General features: G+C 38.6%; 16 protein-coding genes and 1 other RNA gene. 10 read left to right on the top strand and 7 right to left on the bottom strand.

The genetic code is table 11. From position 1 onward, the window contains the following. Positions 1-139 precede the first annotated feature (139 nt). Positions 140-1,807 carry a fatty acid--CoA ligase gene (locus FDK13_RS13670; RefSeq protein WP_137340566.1) on the bottom strand — a complete coding sequence of 556 codons (1,668 nt, stop codon included), beginning with the start codon at positions 1,805-1,807 and terminating at the stop codon, positions 140-142. A 149-nt stretch (positions 1,808-1,956) separates the two neighbouring features. Here FDK13_RS13670 and FDK13_RS13665 point away from each other — a divergent pair, with 149 nt between their 5' ends. The 5 genes from FDK13_RS13665 (at position 1,957) to FDK13_RS13645 (ending at position 5,434) form a co-directional block, all read left to right on the top strand. Next, complete coding sequence (locus FDK13_RS13665) at positions 1,957-2,910, top strand: threonine ammonia-lyase (protein ID WP_137340565.1); 954 nt, start codon at positions 1,957-1,959, stop codon at positions 2,908-2,910. Between the two features lie 130 nt (positions 2,911-3,040). Further along, entirely contained in the window at positions 3,041-3,517 is a 477-nt protein-coding gene (locus tag FDK13_RS13660; protein WP_229216036.1) for a hypothetical protein, read from the top strand. Between the two features lie 161 nt (positions 3,518-3,678). Next, on the top strand, positions 3,679-4,704 hold the full coding sequence (locus tag FDK13_RS13655) for a PD-(D/E)XK nuclease family protein (protein ID WP_137340564.1): 1,026 nt from the start codon (positions 3,679-3,681) through the stop codon (positions 4,702-4,704). 95 nt (positions 4,705-4,799) lie between these two features. Further along, positions 4,800-5,123 carry a DUF4174 domain-containing protein gene (locus tag FDK13_RS13650; RefSeq protein ID WP_170982797.1) on the top strand — a complete coding sequence of 108 codons (324 nt, stop codon included), beginning with the start codon at positions 4,800-4,802 and terminating at the stop codon, positions 5,121-5,123. A gap of 110 nt (positions 5,124-5,233) precedes the next feature. Next, positions 5,234-5,434, top strand: coding sequence for a hypothetical protein (locus FDK13_RS13645; protein WP_137340562.1), 201 nt, complete (start codon positions 5,234-5,236; stop codon positions 5,432-5,434). Between the two features lie 6 nt (positions 5,435-5,440). Here FDK13_RS13645 and FDK13_RS13640 read toward each other — a convergent pair whose 3' ends face one another. The 3 genes from FDK13_RS13640 to lpxK form a co-directional block, all read right to left on the bottom strand. Further along, positions 5,441-8,359 (bottom strand): PD-(D/E)XK nuclease family protein, encoded by a 2,919-nt coding sequence (locus FDK13_RS13640; protein ID WP_137340561.1) that lies wholly within the window; start codon positions 8,357-8,359, stop codon positions 5,441-5,443. Positions 8,360-8,524: 165 nt separating this feature from the next. Next, positions 8,525-10,486 carry a putative porin gene (locus tag FDK13_RS13635; protein ID WP_137340560.1) on the bottom strand — a complete coding sequence of 654 codons (1,962 nt, stop codon included), beginning with the start codon at positions 10,484-10,486 and terminating at the stop codon, positions 8,525-8,527. A 37-nt stretch (positions 10,487-10,523) separates the two neighbouring features. Further along, on the bottom strand, positions 10,524-11,555 hold the full coding sequence (gene lpxK, locus FDK13_RS13630) for a tetraacyldisaccharide 4'-kinase (RefSeq protein WP_137340559.1): 1,032 nt from the start codon (positions 11,553-11,555) through the stop codon (positions 10,524-10,526). A gap of 67 nt (positions 11,556-11,622) precedes the next feature. Between lpxK and FDK13_RS13625 the strand changes: the two genes are divergently transcribed. Next, positions 11,623-12,720, top strand: coding sequence for an o-succinylbenzoate synthase (locus FDK13_RS13625; RefSeq protein ID WP_137340558.1), 1,098 nt, complete (start codon positions 11,623-11,625; stop codon positions 12,718-12,720). A 50-nt stretch (positions 12,721-12,770) separates the two neighbouring features. Here FDK13_RS13625 and hemF read toward each other — a convergent pair whose 3' ends face one another. Both hemF and FDK13_RS13615 read right to left on the bottom strand, forming a co-directional pair. Next, positions 12,771-13,688, bottom strand: coding sequence for an oxygen-dependent coproporphyrinogen oxidase (hemF, locus tag FDK13_RS13620; protein ID WP_137340557.1), 918 nt, complete (start codon positions 13,686-13,688; stop codon positions 12,771-12,773). A 104-nt stretch (positions 13,689-13,792) separates the two neighbouring features. Further along, complete coding sequence (locus tag FDK13_RS13615; protein WP_137340556.1) at positions 13,793-15,016, bottom strand: C40 family peptidase; 1,224 nt, start codon at positions 15,014-15,016, stop codon at positions 13,793-13,795. 306 nt (positions 15,017-15,322) lie between these two features. On the opposite strand from FDK13_RS13615, the gene ssrA reads away from it, so the two are divergent. The 3 genes from ssrA to FDK13_RS13600 all read left to right on the top strand — a co-directional run bounded on the left by ssrA (position 15,323) and on the right by FDK13_RS13600 (position 18,090). After that, positions 15,323-15,695: a transfer-messenger RNA gene (gene ssrA / locus FDK13_RS13610) on the top strand. Between the two features lie 366 nt (positions 15,696-16,061). Then, entirely contained in the window at positions 16,062-17,285 is a 1,224-nt protein-coding gene (locus FDK13_RS13605) for a site-specific integrase (protein ID WP_137340555.1), read from the top strand. A 145-nt stretch (positions 17,286-17,430) separates the two neighbouring features. After that, complete coding sequence (locus FDK13_RS13600; protein ID WP_137340554.1) at positions 17,431-18,090, top strand: site-specific integrase; 660 nt, start codon at positions 17,431-17,433, stop codon at positions 18,088-18,090. A 549-nt stretch (positions 18,091-18,639) separates the two neighbouring features. Here FDK13_RS13600 and FDK13_RS13595 read toward each other — a convergent pair. Continuing rightward, complete coding sequence (locus FDK13_RS13595) at positions 18,640-19,482, bottom strand: IS5 family transposase (protein ID WP_137340553.1); 843 nt, start codon at positions 19,480-19,482, stop codon at positions 18,640-18,642. Between the two features lie 253 nt (positions 19,483-19,735). Here FDK13_RS13595 and FDK13_RS13590 point away from each other — a divergent pair, with 253 nt between their 5' ends. Beyond that, positions 19,736-20,893: a hypothetical protein gene (locus tag FDK13_RS13590; RefSeq protein WP_137340552.1), complete on the top strand. Its 1,158-nt coding sequence runs from the start codon at positions 19,736-19,738 to the stop codon at positions 20,891-20,893. Positions 20,894-21,649: the final 756 nt, after the last annotated feature.

The raw sequence follows: 21,649 nt of genomic DNA, 5'->3' as shown, positions 1-21,649 counted from the left end.
GTCAGTTATTGGCAAAAAGTGGTCATTTAATTGTCAGGGAATAGTCATTTAGTGGTCAATTATTATAATCAGGATTTTGTCGGAAACAGGTTAATTTCGACAAAATCCTGGTATTGATTTTTCTTAGGTTTTCTTTGTTTTATTCACTTAATTCTTTCCTTATCTTTTTCTTATCAATTTTCCCAACGCTTGTTTTAGGGATTTCGGTTACAAAAATAATCTTGTCGGGGACGTACCATTTTTTGATCTTTCCGGATTCTACATCCTTTTGCATTTTATTTTTGATCATTTCGGGCGTCAGAATATTTAGGAAAGCAGGTTTCAGCACGATAAGAGCCTGCGGTCTTTCTCCCCAGCGCACATCCGGCAAACCTACTACGGCAACTTCTCCTACACCTTCAATCTGCGACAATAAATTTTCAATATCAAGTGAAGAAACCCACTCGCCGCCTGTTTTAATAACATCCTTTACCCGGTCAGAAATTGTCAGATAATATTCCTCATCAATGGACCCGACATCGCCCGTATGTAACCAACCGTTACCCCAAAGTTTCTCTGAGTTTTCAGGATCTTTGAAATAACCCTGTGTCATCCATGGACCCCGGCCCACAATTTCGCCTACGGATTTTCCGTCATGCGGAAGGAAGTTACCTGCGTCATCGATAATCCGTAATTCAACAAATGGCGTAATTCTTCCGGCTTTGATCCGGTAACTCAATTCTTCTTCTTCGGAAAGGTTTTGCTGCGCGTCATTCAGGTGCGCTACGGATAATACTGGAGCGGTTTCGGACATTCCATAACCAGCTGAGACGGTTATTCCCATGGTTCTTGCTGCTTTTGCCAAACCGGTTGTAAGCGCAGAACCTCCGATTAAAACTTTCCATTTTGAAAGATCCGTCACCTTCGCAGTTTCACAATTAATAACCATATTCAGGATTGTCGGCACACAGTGTGAAAGCGTAACCTGATGTTCTGAAAGTAATTTCGCCAGCATATCCGGTTCATAACGGCCGGGATAAACCTGTTTGTTGTTCAACATAGTAGCCACGAACGGAAATCCCCAGGCATGAACATGAAAAAGTGGTGTCAGCGGCATATACACATCCTGATCAGAAAAGGGAAGTGCGCGGTACCCGCAGAAATAGGAAATTAATCCCATCGTGTGCATGAACAATTGTCGATGCGAGAAATAAACACCTTTGGGTTCGCCGGTTGTACCTGTGGTATAAAATGTGGTAGCCCAGGTATTTTCGTCAAAATCAGGAAATTCATACAATTCACTTTGGCGGGAAAGCAGATTTTCATATTCGCCTTCACTTGGAAAACCGGTTTTTATAATTTCAGCATTCTTATCCTCATAAACTTTATCGCTGAGGATGATAAATTTGGTATCGGCTGTGATTTTATCTTTGATTGCTTCAAGTATGGGCGCAAAATCTTCGTGCACAAGAATGATTTTATCCTCGGCATGATTGATCGTATATAAAATCTGGGCGGGAGAAAGCCGGACATTAATCGTGTGCAGAATAGCTCCGTAAGCCGGGACTGCGAAAAAGCATTCAAGATACCGGTGCGAATCCCAGTCCATCACACCAATCATATCGCCGGGTTTAATACCAAGATTTGAAAACAGGTTAGCAAGTCGGCGGACACGACAGTTAAATTCAAAATAATTCATTCGGAAAATGTTCCGGTATATAATTTCCCTTTGCGGATTGTATTTTAAAGTTTGGGCAAGCAAAGTTTTTATCAGCAATGGAGAATCGTATGCAGAGGAAGTACGCGGTATTAATCGGGTTTGAATCATAATTTTGGTACTTTTAAGGCCTGTGTCCGTAAATATTCGCTAAGAGTTACTTGTCGGGTACAAATCAGAATAAGTATTGTTTCAAATTCTGATTTGAGCTTTATTGATAATTGTAAAAATAAAAGAAAAAACGTAACATTAACCATATTATGAGCGAAAGTATTCCGGGAAAAGAAGTAATCGAAAAGGCTCACACACTCATTACGCCATATATTCACAGAACACCTATTCTGACATCACAATTTCTCAATCAGCTATCAGGAGCGGAGCTTTATTTTAAATGTGAAAACTTTCAAAAAATCGGCGCTTTTAAGGCACGTGGTGGACTTAATGCTATTTTGTCACTTTCTTCAGAACAATTGAAAAATGGCGTTACTACGCATTCATCCGGAAATCATGCACAGGCCATAGCTTTTGCAGCGGCGAAGGTTGGGGCGAAAGCATATATCGTTATGCCTGAAAATTCGCCTTCGGTTAAGATAAATGCGGTAAAGGGTTACGGTGCAGAAGTTACTTTTTGTAAGAATACGCCGGAGGAACGTCAGGGAGCGGTGGATAAAATTGTCGAAAATACCGGAGCGACTTTCATTCATCCTTTCAACAATTACGAGGTAATAGCCGGCCAGGCAACTTCTTCCAAAGAACTTATTGAAGATTTGGATTTTAAACTTGATGCAATCATCGCGCCCGTTGGCGGCGGCGGTTTGCTAAGCGGGACATCTTTGTCTGCACATTATTTTTCTCCGGGTACAGAAGTTTTTGCCGGAGAACCGGAAGGAGCAGCCGACGCAATTCTTTCGTTTAAAAGTGGAAAAATAGAAAAAGCACCTTTTGTAAAAACGATCGCAGATGGTTTACTAACCCCTTTGGGAGATAAGACGCTGGAAATTATCCGGAAATATGTGAAAGATATTTTTACCGTTTCTGATGAGGAGATTATTGCAGCGATGCAATTGATGTGGGAGCGGATGAAGATTGTTGTAGAGCCTTCCGGCGCGGTTGTGTTGGCAGCAGTATTTAAAAACCCGGAAATTTTTAAGGGTAAAAAGGTGGGAATCATCATTTCAGGTGGAAATGTGGATTTGGGCAAATTACCCTTTTAATGATAATATTTGAATTTGGAATAATAAAATTATTTTAATGCTTATGCATATTTGATAATATTACCGTTATATGTGGAATGTTATAACTGTGTATTTACATTTGCATCATAAACTATACTAAATTTTGAGCATGAGAAAATTACTTGTTTTATGTCTGATCGTATTTCTGGTTTCCTGTAAGGATAAGGACAAGGATGCTGCTGTTGATCCGGATTTTGCTCCTGGATTTGTTGGAAGTTATAATACAACAACCGTGGATGGGATTACAACAACAGTTCAGGATTGGGACATTACTACAACAGAAAAAAATATCTTAGCGATTAATTATACAAAAAGTATAAAAGTGGCAGTATCCGGAACCGTAATAACAGCAGTTCAGATTTTTCCTTTGGTAAATGTGAAAGCGACTGCGGAAGATAGCTTTACCATTGATGAGGTGGTAGATGTTCAGCAAACAACTCAAAATGCATTAAGGCAACGTCTTCAGGGAGTAGCCACAAAAGTTACAAACGCAGCTGGAAAAGCTCAGCTTAATATTACACTTGATTACACAACTTCGTCGACTGGTGTTAAGGAAGAAGCTTATCTTGAATTTAAGAAAAAATAGTAGTTTATTGAAGATAAATTTGGAGCCTGGTGGAATTTCTGCCGGGCTTTTTTTGTGGTTATAAAATCTGTTTATTGATTTAATGTAAAACAAATTTTCCTTGGGATAAGGAGAACTTGGCTACATATCGTTTATGTGTTTGATACTAACTCTCCTTAAATATGATACCTAATATTTTTGACATTGCTACGAAGGAATTACACCAGGATGCTTTTATAGTTTGGCTTCTTAAATGGGCAGATCCTGAAAATAAAAAATACGACCCGTTACTTTGCGCTTGCGGACAGGATTTTGTTAAACAACTTATTGCAAAGCAAAGTCAGGATTCAATTTCTTCAATTGAGAAAGTTAAAGCTGGAAGGCAGAAGGATAACATTGATATTTGGGCTGAGGTTTCTACCACTGAAAATAGCTACTTTATTATTATTGAAGATAAGATTTTCTCAAAACAGCATGGGAAACAATTAGTAAAATATGAAGAACATGGAGAGTTGCATGCACTAGAAACAAAGTTTAAGTCAATTTATATATATCTTAAAACAGGAAGTGAGTCCATTATTGAGATGAACTCTGGACTTTCTAACTTTAAAAGTTTTATAAGAAAGGATTTTATCAATATTTTTAAAAGACATGAAAATATTTCAAACAATATATTTCTTGACTTCAAATCGAGATTAATTAGATTGGACGACGGATATAAAGCTTTCAATAGCTCAATAATTTATTCCTGGACTGAAGATTATTGGATTGGATTTTATGAATTTTTAGAAACTCAATTTTCAGATTTAAATTGGAGCTTTGTGAATCGTCGAGATGGATCAGGTTTTTGGAACGCCTATTTTATACCTGCTATTAACGACAGATGGAATGGCCATTCGGTTTACTTACAAATTGAACAGGGTAGGCTTTGCTTTAAAATTAATACAGACGATAGCGAAAAGGACAGAACCAAGTTGAAATTTCTTCGAAATGCGTTAGGTAAGATAATTTTTGATAAAGCAGAAATTCTGAAAATAAATGAAATTCAAAAACCAAAATCTCTGGGAATTGGTAATGCAATGACGGTTGCTGTTATCGAAAGTGAGACTTGGCTTGGGCCAAGTGATTCTATTATTGACAAAGAGGCAGTTATAAATAGATTGAAAAGATACAGGGCTTTTCTCGGCGACGTGCTGAGAAGTAATTGACATTGAAATGAATATCGTTGGAATGATATTTTCTATTTCAAAAGAAAAACCTAATCCCAGCCATGCTACTCCTCTTCCAACTAATTTTCCTATTCATGACTACTGTTCAGCCCAGACAAGTATTACTTTTTTACAAAGAGGATAGTAAAGTTCTTCTTCAAAAGCAGTTGTCTGAATTTGATAAAAATGAAGTGGGAATGAAGGAACCGGATATCAAGTTTTTGTTTTTTAAACAATCTGCTGAAAATGCGGATCAGTTCAAAAAATGGAAAATTAAAGAATCGGATCCTTATACTTTTATCTTGATAGGGCGCGATGGAGGTGAAAAATATCGGTCTGGAAATTTCGTTTCTCGTCAGGATTTATTTGGAAAAATTGACGCCATGCCTATGAGAAGGAGCGAGGGAGGCAAAAATTAAAGTCAATCCGATACTAAGAAAAATTCAATTGCTAAACCGGTTTCAGATCAATTTTCTGTATCTTTAAATTCTGAACTTGCCTCATAAATAATATATCCGGGAGATCGTAAATGGAATTTGAAGAATATCTGAAAGTAAAAAAAATTGATAGTGCCGCTTTTAAAAAGGCGGATCAGACGCGGTTTCTGGAATGGGAAAGCATTTTCCAGACCATGCATCCTGATAGTTTTACAGCTCAGAAAAAATTTCTTATTAACGACATTCGCAGACGATATCTACTTGACAACGAGCCGGAACCAGTTAAATCCTGAAACGTTTTATCTTCCGCAGATACCTACAAAATCACAATAAGTACAAACATTTAAATCTTCCGTTTTTTTGAAAGGAATTGCCGGGTCAAGAAGATTGTTCAATATTTCAGTCAGAATCCGCTCCGATTTCTGGATAAAATGAATAGCATCCAAACCTTCTGTCAACTCCAGCGGATTAGCAATCAGGTTAGTAGGGTCACGGAAGGAATAAAATCCGGATTTTATCAGATATTGGCCAAACTCATATATTTTGCCACCGATATTCAGTCCTTTTTCATCCTGCATTTTGCGATACATCAGGTATTCATACATCCAGAGTTGGCGCACGTAGCCAGCCTTCCGGTCAGGATCGGCCAGGATAATTTCCTCTTTTCGTAACGGATCAGCCACTTTTTGTTTTCCGGTAAGTTCTACACTGCCGGTTTTGTAGTCCATCACATAAAGCGTGCGCTCATTTTCATCGAGCTCAATCCGGTCAATTTTGCCCCCAATACGAACCAGCGTATTTTCATTTTGCAGAACCAGATTAAGTTCAGTGCGTAACGGTTGTTCCGCTGCCAGTATTTTCTTTCTTGGCGTTTGTTTTATCTGATGATTTAGAAAGGTAAGAATCTGCTGTTCACCAACTTCGTAATAGATTTTGTTCAATCCAAGATCTGTGATATAACCTTTGAATAACCGGTCAAATTCTTCTCTCAAAACCAATTTAATCTGATCGTTCGAAGGATCTTTCCCTTCCAGAAAAAATGCCTGATCCAGGTTTTCCAGACTGGCATGAAGCCATGTCCCGATTTTGTCCATGCCAAGCTCTTCTTCCACATCCTCAGCTTCCTGAACGCCAACAATATGTTTGAGATAAAACTGCATGGAACAGCGGATCAGCTCATTTAAATGGGTAGGATAGAGGCCTTTGCCAGAAAGATAATTTCGGATTGCAAGAAGCATCGCAGCATCTTTCGGAACATCTTCGTTAAGGTTTTCACTTGCAACGGTTTGAAAGGAAACTGTTTTGTTTTCAATCATGATATCAGGATTATACTGAGCCAGTTCAAACTCCACTTGCTGTATGAAACGACTTTTTTCTCCTCCGCCTGGCGCATCATTGGTGCTTGTATAAAGCATATGGATTTCTGAGGCGCGCTGCAATAATCTGTAAAAATGATAAGACATCACAGCTTCCTGATGCTGGTGCGTAGGCAAACCAACGGTTTGTGCGGCATCAAAAGGAATAAGTGAATTCTGGCGTTTGGCTTGCGGAAGTATGCCTTCGTTAACGGAAAGAATAATAATTCTTTCAAAATCCAGCGCACGGGTTTCCAGCATACCAAGAATTTGCAGGGAACTTATAGGCTCGCCGCTAAATGGAATTCTTGTCTGACGGATCAGTTCAAACATAAAAGAACGCAGCGTTTTCAGTGTAATCACTTCCGGCCGGTCTTCCAGTGTTTGTTCGAATTGTTTTAATAATGTATAGAAAAGATACAAATACTCCGTTTCCAGTGCGTTTTTGTATTCTTTATAAACCTCCCGAAGAATATCGATCAGACCATAAAATGTCTGGATAACTAACTTTGAATTATTTTTTGGCCAATGGGTGAAAAGGATTTTGAACAAAGCATTACCCTGTCCCAATTCCATCAGTTCATCCGAACTTAAATAAACCCTGTTTCCATCCGTAATCTGCCATAGCGTTTCCTGAATGATGGTATTTGTTTTCTCTGTCAGCAATGGTCGTAAAACCGCGTGTTCGTAATGCCGGATGAAAGGGTGATTCAGTACTTTGTTAATGGATTTGTGGTTGAATTTAGGAATACGAATATTTCGCCCGCTTTTATTCCTGAATTCCACAACGTTTTGCTGCAACTCAAAAACGCTGTCGATAAGCGTATAAAGCATTGAATTACGCAGCGACAAACCCATGGTAATATTGAGATCTGTAACGCCTTCATCCAACGAATATAACATCGGAAGCAAAAGATTTTCATCCGCAAGCACAATGGCGGTAGGTATCGGCACAGACGGATTGTCGCCCTTTTTCATAGCCGCATAAAGCTGGCCGGCTACTTTTGTCTGAAGGGTTGCATTCGGAACGCCGTAAACGGTAATAGCCTTTTTTGTTGACAACAGATTATCTTCTGTCCAGTTCCAGTCTCCAAATATTTTCAGTTTCTGGTATTCACGCAGACTTTTTCCGGCTTCCACGCCTGTGTTTTCCGACATGTAATATTCGTCCGTGTCCCATAACACCTCTGCTCTGCCGGCTTTTACCAGGGCTGTTACAACCCTTTTTTCGGATTCCGTAAATGCATTAAATCCGGCGAAATAGATCTTGTCATAATCCGTGCGTTGCAGCAAAAGATTGTCGACATCTTCGGCCAGCTGACGGTAAGCCATGCCACGATACGCTTTCCCGTTTTTTAAAAGTCGCGCGCGAAAAGTACTGTAAACCGTTTTTATATTTTCAAAAAGAGAAAAGTATTGTTTGCTTCCGCTGCTGTTTTTTAAAGTTTTTCCATCAGGTAAGTTTTCCTGCCAGCGGGTAAGCGCTTTGGCTTCGGATAAGTAGTCAAACAGATAATTTGTATTCACCAGATACTGATCAATTTTATCAAGATCACTTAATAAAACCGATGCCCAACCCATAAACCTGTCAAACTGAACATCCGGATCTATGGTTTTGAAAGTTTCGTATAATTCAAAAAACAAGTGAACGGGATCCTCAATTTCCAGGGTACAGATACTTTCAACAAAATCGTCAACAGCTTCCACTTTCGGGCTCATCACCGCCTTTGTTGTTTCATTGGCCAACTCCTGCATGACAAAAAAAGCTGCGCGCCTTGTAGGTACAACAACCGTGATCCGGTCCAGTAAAGTACCGTTTTGTTCTAAAATGTGACTGGCAACTTTGTTGAGAAATGAAGGCATAATTTGGCGGTCGGCTATCAGCAGTAGGCTTGGACACTTGAAATTTTGAGTTAATTTTAAATAACGACTTTTAATGAAGTGAGCGTTCAGTTATAAAAGAAAAAATATACTCTGCCAAAGTGCAGGAAAATCCCGAAGTGTGAAAGCCGATTGCCGAAAGCCTGTTTAATCAAACATCGGCCAGTTTATCCCAAAAGAAAATGCGCGTCGCATACCAAGATATCCGGGCGTTTGATAATAACCCTTCGGTCCGCCGATTCCCTGATTGACGTGAGCCATTTTAAATGCAAGGCGAATGCGTTTAATCCGGATATTGGCAAATAAATCAGCTACTACATATTGCTTCACTTCAAAGGAATCTTGTAAATGAAACTGCTGTGTAATAGGCATGTATGCATCTGCAAAGTATGAAGAACGGTACATAGCCGAAAACCCAACCTGAACAAATAAAACTTTCGCGTACGTAAAGTCAAAAGTTATCTGTCCGCTGGCAAAATATTTAGGTATCCTGATAATGTCCTCGTTTGAATTGATCGTGTAATATGCCATTCCGGAAAGATTCCACCGGTTCATATGAATATTGGCCGTCGTTCCCAGTTTTAATAAATTGAAAACACTGCCTAGCTGACGGGGAATTGAAGCCGTATCGTAGTAGACATAATTATTGACCAGATTATATTGTACCTCTGGTGTCAGCTGGATATTTCTGGTTTTTAGCGGAAGAGATCCGTAAATAGTGTTTGTTCCTGTCAGTTTGAAATTATTCTGCCAGTCAAAATTATTACCTATATAATTTTGGGCAATCAGGTCAGGAGAGGTGAAAATACTTTGATAACCAGCCTTGATCCATTTGGTATCAATTTCGCCTTTTAATTTGAAATCTCTTCCAATTAAATGTTCAGCCTCCGCAGTTACATGTTGTGTTGAATCTTTCAGATAATAACTCAGCCAAAGACCAACTATGTTATCGAATTTAAATCCGGTGCGGTAGGTCATACTCAGGTGACCGGTAGTGTTTGGCAACTGACCATTCACATTCATCCCATACAAACGCTGCCTGACATAAGCCCGGTAATTAAAACCGGAAAAAGTCCCTTTAATACCAATTTTATTATCAAACAATTTGTAAAAAATGTCCTGGCGAATATCAGAGGTGTCGTATCTGGAAGCCGGATAAACACCATATAAAACCCCGCGTTCTGCCGCCTTGTCTGTGTATCGGTTGATCGTACTTTTATAATCCGTTTGAGCAAAAACCTGAAAGCCGTTTGCTAGCTTGTATTGCTGGTAAATGTGAAAAACGTGTCGCCTTTCCCAGGAATTGGCATCGTCACTTATTCTGGCCAGACCGTCATACGTATAAATTCCATCTCCGGTGGAACTGGTGTCTGGAATGACTCCGCCTTGTTCACGTACTTTTTGATTCAAATGACTGTAATGAGCAAGAATAAGATACTTTTTGTCTTTGGAAAAATAATGTCCCTGCAAAAGGAAAGTCCAGTTCTGTCCAAGCAATGCTGCGGCATTGACGCCATAAATTCCGTATTGTTTGTTGGATGTAAGGCGCTGACCCTGCATTCCAAAATTAAAGCGGGGATTAACATTCTGGGAATAACCAAATTTTCCAAGTGTTGTCTTTCTTCCACCTGAACGGTAGGTTAAGTCAGTATATTGAGAGTGTGTATCAATATATTGTATTTCATCTTCCTGGATCGCATAAGGATCATAGGCGCGCATACCAAGCTGGGCACCTATATCCTGACGTGGCTGGAAAAATAGATTTCTCGTAGCAGTTCCGGTATTTCCCAAATCAACCAGTTTTCCATAAGAACGGTCAACGGGAGTCCACCGGTTAAAATCGGGTAAAAGCGTATCAACCAGATAACGCACGGAATCACGGTTATTTATAATATCATTTTCGTAGAAATGAAGCGTGGTTTTTGGCCCGTAGATTGTTTTTGTACTGTCGTCCAAAAGTGCTCCGCCTTTCCCCCCTTTTGAGCCTCCACCTCCTCCACCGCCTGGCATACTGATACCACCAGGAAGTTTAACCTGCGCGGTTGCTGCATTTGGGAAAAGCAAAAAGCCGGATAAAACAAGAAAAACAACAGATAATAAAATTCTCATAAACGATTCTATAATTCCACCGATTTTAAGGATAGGGTTACAAAGTATGGTTAGTGATCCAGTGATCAAATGGCTCGGCATCGGCTCCGAAATTCATTTCCATTGGCAAATAAGTAAAATGATCTAAAACTCCTGATTCGGCTGCAAGCGGTTTAAGTTTGACCATATCCTTTTCAGTAGTTACTACAAAAGTATCGTTTTTTATGTACTTAATAAGATGTTGCAGATCCGTTGGCGTGTAATTGTGGTGGTCAGGAAAAATAATTTCCTCTACAACGTTATACTTGCTCCGAAGATATATAGTAAAGGGCAGCGGATTAGCAATACCGGCTGCGATTATAACATTTTTTAACAGAACAGGGCTCTGATTGTAAGAAACCGGCTCCGCATATCGGATTGATGCGAAAAATACCGGAACTTCCCGGCGACTATATTTTTGTATGGATCGTCTGATTTTCTCTTTTTCAGTATCATATAAATCAGCAGGACTTTTTGTGACAACTATAACATCGGCTCTTTCTGCGCCGCTTCTTGTCTCACGTAATCTCCCGGCCGGGAAAGGTAAATCCTTATAAAACGGACGGTTGAAATCATTCAGTAAAATATTGACATCCCGCTGAATGGCCCGGTGTTGAAAGGCGTCGTCGAGCAGGAGCAAGTTACATTCAGGAAACTTGTTATGTATGGCAAAGGCACCGTTTACGCGATTTTCACAAACGGCAACAACAATATTTTTCCCATATTTTGAAAAATATTGTAAAGGCTCATCGCCGATATCTGAGGCGGTGGAGGTATCGTCCGCAAACAGCAAACCTTTGGTTTTTCTGCCATAACCTCTGCTTAAAATCGCAATCTGGTATTTTGAGGACAGATTTTTTGTAAGATATTCAACCATAGGTGTTTTGCCTGTTCCTCCCACGGTGATATTACCGATTGAAATCGTAAATTGAGGAGGTTTTTGAGAGGAGAAAATATGGACGTTATAGAGGAAATTCCGTAGCAAGGTTATCAAACCATATACCCGTGAAAAAGGTGTTAATATTATTTTTATCCAATTATGTTCTGCCATCTTATCTGCATAATTACATATTTTTTGGTTAATATTGTTCCCCGAAAAAAAACTGACACCATAAAATATGCCTTTAAGAATTGTGTTTCAACCCTATACACTTCATTTTCGAATGGAGGCCGGTACGTCGCGCGGGGTGCTGAAACAAAAAACTTCCTGGCTTTTGAAAGTGACGGACATAGAACAGCCTGGCATTGAGGGTTATGGCGAATGCGGCCCGCTGCCAGGATTAAGTTTTGACGATATTCCCGATTTCAGGGAACAGTTAACAGAGGTTTGCGAACTTTTCAATCAACTTGATCTGGATGTATTTCCCTTCAATCTTTCCATCATTTTACAACAGGTTATTCCTGAACATTTGCCTTCGGTAAGATGCGGGATCGAAATGGCGCTGCTTGATTTTATGAATGGAGGACAGCGGATTCAATATAAAAATGCTTTTTCAAAAGGAGAAAAAGGAATTCCGATGAACGGTCTTATCTGGATGGGATCGTATGATCATATGGCAGAACAGATTGAAGAAAAACTGGCGCTCGGTTATACAACGCTGAAAATGAAAGTAGGCGCTATTGATTTTGAGCAGGAATGTCGAGTGTTTGAATCGGTACGTTCCCGGTTTTCGGCGGATCAGATTACGTTAAGAGTTGATGCCAATGGAGCCTTCAAACCGGAGGAAGTTTACTCGAAATTGCGTCGCCTTTCGGAATTTGGACTGCATTCTATTGAGCAGCCGATAAAAGCCGGGCAGCTGGATTTGTTAACCGAAGTTTGTGCAAATTCGCCAATTCCGGTAGCGTTGGACGAAGAGTTGATCGGAATATTTGATTACAGGAAAAAATTTGCGCTTTTGAAAAAAACGCAGCCGCCCTTTATTATTTTGAAACCAACGCTTCTCGGTGGTTTTCAGCATTGTAAAGAATGGATTGAAATTGCCAACCGGCTTTCAATCGGCTGGTGGATGACTTCCGCACTTGAATCCAATATCGGTTTAAATGCAATTGCTCAGTTTACAGCTTCTTTTGACAATCAGCTTCCACAAGGGCTAGGAACGGGCCAACTTTATCATAACAATATTGACTCTCCGCTAAAAACGGACGATGGGTTTTTGTTTTATGACAAATCAAAATCCTGGAACATTAATTTGGATGAAAATGCCTGGTGTTGAAACATTATCATCATATTTCACACATACAAATTGTGTAACTGAACGGAATATCAATCCGCCCAATCAACCCCTTTTCTTAACCATTTCAAAGTAATATCTTCTTGTGAATTTGCTTCGGGAATGAAATTATATTCCCAGTTCGCCTGAGGCGGCAAACTCATCAAAATGGATTCTGTTCGTCCGTTTGTTTCCAATCCGAATTTCGTTCCACGATCCCAAACCAGATTGAATTCGACATAACGTCCGCGACGAAGATATTGCCACTGTTTTTGCTGTTCCGTAAACTGATCGTCACGATGTTTTTTCATGAAAGAAGTGTAAACAGGAGCAAAACTTTCTCCGACCTCTTTTACAAAAGCAAAAAGTTCTTCTTTCGATAAATTGCTTCCGTAACCTGCTTCATCCGGTTTGAGATAATCAAAAAAGACTCCTCCAATTCCACGGGTTTCGTTTCTGTGTTGAATAAAAAAATAGTCGTCTGCCCAGGTCTTGAACTTTGGATAAAAATCAGGGTGATGTTTGTCACATGCTGTTTTGAGATGGTTATGGAAGATTTTTGCGTCTTCTTCCACAACATAATGCGGTGTAAGATCAATACCGCCGCCAAACCAGCAAGTCCCGTCACTCAGTTCAAAATACCGCACATTCATGTGAATGATAGGTACAAGCGGATTTTTTGGATGCATTACAATCGATACGCCGGTAGCTGTAAAGTGAAAATCGTCCGTATCATCCAGCTGCATTTGCTGACGTAAACGCGGATGAACTTCACCTTTTACGCTGGAAAAATTCACTCCGCCTTTTTCAATAACATTCCCATTCTGGATTAGTCTGGTACGTCCGCCACCGCCGGAATGATGCTCCCAGAGATCTTCTTCGAATTTTCCAGCGCCGTCTTCATTTTCTATGCCTGCGCAAATGTTATCCTGCAATTGTTTGAAAAAACCTTCTATATCTTCAACTGTCATTGTAAATCTGAAATTGTTCGGGGCGAAATTACGATAATTTTGAAAGAGGGATTATCTGTTTTTAAAATTGACAGTTTAGATACTGGCAACTTTGAAAGTAACGATCACTTTTCTTGATAAGCAGGATGCGTTGCAACAGATTGGATGCCGGTAGTTCCGACATTCCCCAGATACCGCCGTGCTGCTACCACCGTACGGGTTTCAAAATCATCATAATTTGGAGCATCCGGTTTCATACTGCTAATTCTGACATTTCCGGATGCATGAATAAATTCACCGTTTCCAATATACAGGGCCACATGCGTTACACGGGCGTCCGGTGATTTATTTTTCCCGCTTGCAAAAAATATCAGATCACCGGATTTTAAGTTTTTCAATGCTTCCTGAAGATTTAATCTGTCATTTTTCAATACAGCAACAGGTTCACCCGCCATAACTTGCTGAGAAGCGTCGCGGGGAATAATAACCCCGTTCATAAAAAATGCAGTTTTGGTAAATCCACTGCAATCCACGCCCTTCACAGAAGTACCGCCCCACAAATACGGGACTCCTATCATAGTCTTGGCAATTTCGATAATCTGTTCAGAGTTTGGTGAAGGTCTTTTAATCCAGTTTTTATAGTCAGTCATTTGTTCCTGCGGGATAAAGGCGGCGCGGCCATCGGGAAAAATAACTTTGTAAAATCCTTTTTGTTTGCCATCATTAACCAGAATGTCGCCCATAACCAGATCAGATACCCTTTGGGATTTTCGATCCGAATTGGAATAAGCATGGCCATAGTCATCCATAAAAACGAGCTTGTCTTTTTGCTTCCAGTTATCCATTTCAGCAGCTGATTTTAAGGAAATCGCTCCGGCATCCAGCCATGAAATATAGCCATCAGGTGTGCGGACGAAATAGTAATAACCTTCCTTTTTCAAAATATCGAGGGGCGTTCCAAGTAAAGATTGGGTGGCAAGCTCTGCAGCGTTTTTTGGATTCGACCGGATATTTACAACGGAAAGATTGACGAGCGCATAGATTTTTTCTCCCAAATTTTTGGCAGGCAACGTCTGAACCGGGATTTTGATTCCCTCCTTGATAAGCGTATCCGAAAACTTTTGAGCTGCTTTGAGTTCTGTTGTTTCAAAATAGTTATCACCGGCACTATCTGCCATAATCATGAAAATGGCAGTCCGTTTATCAGGGGCATATTCTTTTATGATAGCTTCTGCAATGTCGAATATTTTCCTGACCTGAACAGAATCTGATAAATTTTTTTGCTTTTGCCCTATTGAAGTAAAGGGTAAAAGAAACAGGAAGAAAAAGAAGAATTTATAAGTTTTCATAAAATGTGATTAGGAGGTAAGCTAATACATCCCGGAAAATAATACAAGTCAAAAAGGTCATTGCGAGGTAAAATGGTCAGAGGAGATTTATAAATTTGAATAGCCTGCATAATTTTGAAAAAAGAGAGGAAATTATTTAAAGAAGTAACTGTTTTGATTTCGAGAGGGTTATGCTGGAAATTGAAAGTATATTGAGGGGCTGATATAATTTCTTGTAATTCATACGGAACCATTGACAAAGGATTTTTGTCTAATATCAGCAGCCAATCGGGTGATTCATCACACGTTTTTTTCTGCGCCGCTTTTGGGGGCGACTGGAATTGACAGCGGGTTGGGATTCTGTGTGTAAGCATGTCGGGAGCTGGGGGTACCTCCCGTAAATAATACCTTTCAAACAATAACTGGCGAAAATACTTACGCCATGGCTGCTTAATCCGGAGGATCTAGCAAATGCCATCATCCCTCCAACCTACGCACTGATGGTTGGGCTCCGGGGTGTCGCAAATCAGTGCTGGTTGGCATAGTGGTACGGAAAGCCAACGAGACCCAAGTACCTAAGGCCAAGACGCGGGTCCGCCGTGAACCTTGTCTGGCTCGAAAATTTAATCGCGGATAAGCATGTAGAAGGCGCAGGGTTTCCCTGTTCTGGACGAGGGTTCGAATCCCTCCGCTTCCACGGGAGTAATTTTCAAAGTAGAAAATTATTCAGCGCGTAAATCATAGAGTTCGAGGAAATAAACTCTGTAAGTAATTGATTACTAATTACTTACAAGATTGGTTCGAATTCCTCCGTCTCCACTGAGTACGTTTTAAAAAGATAAAAAACCCTGTTTAATTCATTTAAACAGGGTTTTTTGTTTGGACTTACCATCAAAACATTCAAATATTCCCAAAATTAAAGTGCGTCATTCGTAGCGTCTTTTTATTTAAAGAAAAGACGCGCAAAAAATGATGTAACTAATTTATGGATAACCTGTTAAAGGGATTTACATCTTGATTTTTAAGCTTGGCAATTCGAATTTTGTTCATCTTAAACAATTAAGTTATGTTAGAAAAAAGCTTTGGATTGTTTTTCTTTTTGAAAAAACCAAAAATCGAAAATGAAGATGGAACCCGGTATGTGTATTTGAAAATCACAGTGGATGGGGACTCTAAGGAAATTTCAACGAAGAGATTGTGGCATCCGTTGAGATGGTCGAAGGAGTCGGGAAATGCTGCTGGAAAAAAAGAAGATTCTAAATCTTTAAATGCGTTTCTTGATACATATAAGGAAAAGGCATATCAGGCCAAGAGGCTACTTTTGGATAATGATCGTCAGGTTACAGCCCAGGCAATGAAGGATATTTTAACTGGGAAAGGAGAAGATCGAAAAATGGTAATAGACTTGTTCCAATATCATAATGATCAAATGGAGGCTCTTATTGGAAAAGATTTTGCCAAGGGAACACATAAGAGGTACGAAACGTCTTTGAGTCACACAAGATCTTTCATTCAATGGAAGTACAAGGTGGATGATCTTCCAATTAAGGATTTAGACTATGACTTTATTACCGAGTACTCGTTTTGGTTCAAATCTATAAGAAAATGTAATCAAAATACGACTGCAAAGTATCTAGGCAATTTTAAAAAAATAGTCCTGGAATGTGTAAAGAAAAAATGGCTTCGGAGCGATCCATTTGCGGAGTTTAAATTAGTGAAAAAGGAGGTTTTACGAAGGCCGCTGACGGCTGGTGAATTAAAAGTAATTGAGAATAAAAAAATCGAAATTGAGAGAATTGCTCAAGTGAGAGACATTTTCCTTTTTAGTTGTTACACAGGTCTGGCTTATATTGATGTTAAACAATTATCGCGAAACCAGATAGCGAAAGGTATTGATGGTGCATTTTGGATTTTTAGCAATAGGCAAAAGACTGAAACAGCCACTAATATTCCATTACTTCCACAGGCAATTAAAATATTGGAGAAGTATAAAAAGCATCCGCAGTGCCTAGCAGAAGATCGACTGCTTCCGGTATTAAGTAATCAAAAGATGAATTCATATTTGAAGGAAATAGCTGACTTATGTGGGATAAGGAAGATACTTACTTATCATATTGCCAGACATACATTTGCCACAACCGTTACCCTATCAAATAATGTTCCTATTGAAAGCGTATCGAAAATGCTCGGACATAAATCAATTAAGCAAACCCAGCAATATGCCAAGGTTGTTGATATCAAATTAAGTCAGGACATGGAAACACTAAAGAATAAACTATCAAAGGGTTAGTAGAATTCCGATTTATTTGAAAGTCTTTCGATTCGGGAAAAACGGTTTTATTTCAAATAGATCTCAAATTTTTTGCAGCTTTAAATAATCCTGTTAAAATTTATTTTTAGCAGGATTATTATGTTATGGAGACCTCACTATCAAATTGCTTAAATATGAATATATCCACCAGGAGCACAATGACGTTGTAGCAAACCTTGTTTATAAGGATTTCGGTACTGGAACACTGATGCGCTACAAGACAACACTCGATCACAGCCGATATTTTATCCGCTGGAAATACAAAACCCAGGAACTTGACATCCTAAAACTCAAATACGAGTTTATAACAGATTTTGAATACTGGCTTAAAAGCGTCAGAAATATCGGCCATAATACGGCGATTAAGTATCTGGCTACTTTTAAAAAGATCGTGATCATTTGCATCAAAAACGGCTGGCTTTCCAGAGATCCATTCCACGCTTATAAAATGAGCAAAAGGGAAGTAGACAGAACAGCCTTAACCGCGGAGGAACTAGCCAAAATTTCAAAAAAGAAATTTGATCATGAAAGGCTTAGCCAGGTGCGTGATATCTTCCTTTTCTGCTGTTACACCGGACTTGCCTACATCGATGTGTACAAAATGAGCCGGTCTGAAATTATAACCGGGATTGACGGAGAGAAGTGGCTTGTGATCAAAAGACAGAAAACTGATTCCCCTGCGCGAATCCCGCTGCTTCCCCAGGCACTTTCCATTCTTAAAAAATATGATAAGGATCCTCAGTGCGAAATAAAAGGGCAGCTCCTTCCGGGCCTTTCTAATTAAAAAACGAATTCTTACTTAAAGGAGATCGCGGTGCTTTGTCGGATAAGTAAGGTGATCATTTGTCATTTGGCTCGCCACACTTTTGCAACAATAGTCACACTGACCAATGGGGTTCTGATGGAAAGTGTGACTAAGATTCTTGTTCAAAGGCATTTGAAAACCACTTAGTAGTTTGCAAAGATCGTGGATGTGAAGGTAAGTGAGGATATGAAAAAGCAGAAGTAAATATTGAAATAAAATTGACTAGATGGCACCGTAGTCTGACTTCGGTTCTATTTTTTGATTAAGCTTACGTAACGCACGCACTGCTTTCAGTACTAGTTTTCTGGTTTAATATACGTCCATAAATTTGCGGAACTCTTGGTGATATTATTGGAGACTAACATGCCTAAATGTTTCGGAGTTTCTTTTATTATGATCCATAAAGGGTCAGGCATTTTGATACTATCCACTCTGATTTTGTTTACGAGTAATTCTGCAAGGCGATAATATTCTCCAAATTAAGTGCCTCTTATTTGCTTAATACACCAGGTCTCATAATGAAGTTGTTTAGGATTTAGTTTTCATTTGAATTTTAAGTAAAAAGCGTACTGAAAAGGCCAGAAGAATTAAAGCAACCCAATTAGCAGCTTTGGTTTCAAACCGAATAAGTAATGCTTTAAAGCTGTCCATCCATGCATTAGCATGTTCAATAACAGTTCGCCTTTTGTATAGTTCTTCGTCAAAATACTGATATTCAGTAGATTGATTTTCATGTGTTTTGCTTTTACGCATGTTAACATCAATATTAGCTTCAATTTCTTTGTCTTTACAGATTTGGCGAAGTTCTGTACTGTCAAAACCCGAATCAGCATTCAAAAAAAGTCCTTTTATATTAATATTAGCTTTTGTAAGCATATGACAAAGCTCTTCAAAAAGCTCTTGAACGTTGAACAAGTCATGATGCTGACCTTCCTGCGGACTTGCGCAAGCTAACATTTGACCTTGATTATCAGCTAAATAAAGCATATTCGTTGTTTTAGTCGATTTCCTCCCTTGATAACCTACTGCTTCTCCTCCTCGCTTGCTGGGTGTATGACTGCCATCTAATTGAATACAGGGTAAGTCTAAATACTGACGATTAGAAGATAAAATACTTGTCCAAACCTTCGTCCAGCTTCCATCTTTTGTCCACTCGTTGAAGTGATAGTACACGCCTTGCCAGGTTAATATATTTTTAGTAAAAAATTGTTTTACAGGTAATTGCCTCCATTGGCACCCGGTTTTCAAGCGATAAATAATCGCAGAAATTATTTCAAGCAAAAAATCAGGTTCGCAATCTTTCCCCCGCAAACCAATACTTAAATTTGGTAGTATGTATTTCTCAATTGTATTTTTATCCAGGATTTCCACCGTAAGTGCTTTTTATGATTCGACACCACAAAATTCACATTACTTTGGGAATCCTTTACTAAATCCTAAACAACTTCAATGCTATATTTGCCTTGATTAACTTCTTGATATTAAATTCTCATCACCCACAAACTAAATAATGGAATTAGATTTCATCAAAAAAGGATAAAATCTATTAAAAGGATTTAAATTTATAAAATGCACTAAAATTTTAAAATAATTAATCCTAGAATTTAATTGTCTCCAATTGGCCATGACAGAAATTAATGTTTTATTAAATATTGCCCTACAAACAGTTGCAGCGGTGACGAAAGAAGTTGTTCCTTTAGTCGTGAAGCAGTTAAGACAGGTTATTGTGGATTATTACAAGAACAATCCTGATCCCTTTATTAATTACAATGTCCTAGAGTTAAATGACCACTATATTCTGGACAAACGCATAGGTTTTCACAACGGTAAAACATTTATACCTTATGAAGAAATAGCAAATTGGGTAGATTCCATAAACAACCCAATTCAGAATATGAAAATTTCCATCAATCCTGATCCATTTTCTCTTGCTAAGGGGAGCCATGAATGGGAACAGCTAAGTAAACAAGGGTTTGATGCATTATTTGCAAAAAAACGATTTAAAGCAAATGAACCAATTATTCGTCTCTGTGAGGTATCGGCGAATGCTACATCTATAACAATTCAACAATCTCATTACCATGATCAAGCTTTTTCAAATTTAGTGTTGGATTATCATCCTGATCCTAACAACCAACATGAGCCCACTTTACGAAAAATTCTAGATAAAGAGTATGCAAGAAAACTTCCTCCATTTAGTGAGACCCGTCTTGCCAACACTATTGGAATAGCTACCTTAGTATTCTATCAGGAAAGTGGAAAATTAGTTCCCTATTTTGTAAAGCGAGTAGAGAAAATTGGGGTATTTCCAAAAGCAATTCACTGTACCTCATCGGGAGCGGCCAGATGGCCCGATACTAATGTTGAAGTTAATTTCGAAAATTATTTTATGAATCATATGTATTCAGAATTAGAAGAAGAAGTTGGAATAGTTAAAAATAATATTCTTGAACTAAAACCTGTCGCTTTCTGCCGTGAATTAGCTAGGGGCGGTAAACCACAACTATTTTTTGCAGCTGTAACTAATCTTTCCCGTAATCAACTATACCAGCAGCGCGCTTCTGCTATCAAAATGGTGGACACCAGTAATGGAGGCTGGCTTGAATTGGAAAAAGGTGGTATCCTAAATAAAAATGATGTGGTTATAGCAAAAGACAAGTTAGAAGATAGAATAAAAAGTTCCGGACTTACCCATGAAGCAATAGGCTCCGCATTTTACGGACTTAAATACATTGACAAGAACAAAAATGAGATTGCTGAATATCTAAAATTAAAGATCTAAGCGTTCTGAAAAAAACATTAATAATAAAAATCCTATAAATAATTAATTTATAGGATTTTTCAATTTTTAAGAATGGTTAGAATTTACATATATTATCATCATGAGGCTCTTAATTCACTGAATATAATCAATTTAATTAGGTAGAGTCTTGTTTTTTGTAAGTTGAAGTTTTATTCTTAATCATTAAAAAATGAAAATGTTAAGCTTACAAAAAAAATCCCATGCTGTTTTTTTCAAGGAAGGCGGGAATTATGTTAGCGGAAAACTTCCCAACCACACTTTCAGAAAAGGTAAGCTCGTGGAGCTTAATACCAAGAGCGAAATATCATGGTCCTAACCCTTTATCTATACTTCATTGTACTAAAAATTAAAGACTTCTACTTATAACACTAATTGTTAGTAGGAGAAAGCAGTCCAAATTGTGTATAAGGTACAATATCTCAAAATTGATTACATCGTATCTAAATGCGAGTGATTTTTAGTTCTAAAATCGCTTCGCTATTAATTAACAATAATTATCGTCCACTGCGTTAATCTCGTGGAGAATTAATCCAATTATTCATAAAACAAAAAGATTCATTTTTTTATTGTTACCGCTACGTTGCGTATTCCAGTAAAACTTTACCACCATTCCGAGCTATTTATTTAAAAATAATCCCGAGAGAAATTTTGGCTTATGACAATTATTTAGATCACTATTAACCTTAATTTGAAAATTTAATCTCAGATGGCTGATTGAGTCAGCAAATGAGTCCT

Source organism: Dyadobacter frigoris (assembly GCF_005280585.1).
Taxonomy (GTDB): Bacteria; Bacteroidota; Bacteroidia; order Cytophagales; family Spirosomataceae; genus Dyadobacter; species Dyadobacter frigoris.
Note: the sequence above shows the minus strand (reverse complement) of the source record. Positions and strands in the feature narration are given on the sequence as shown.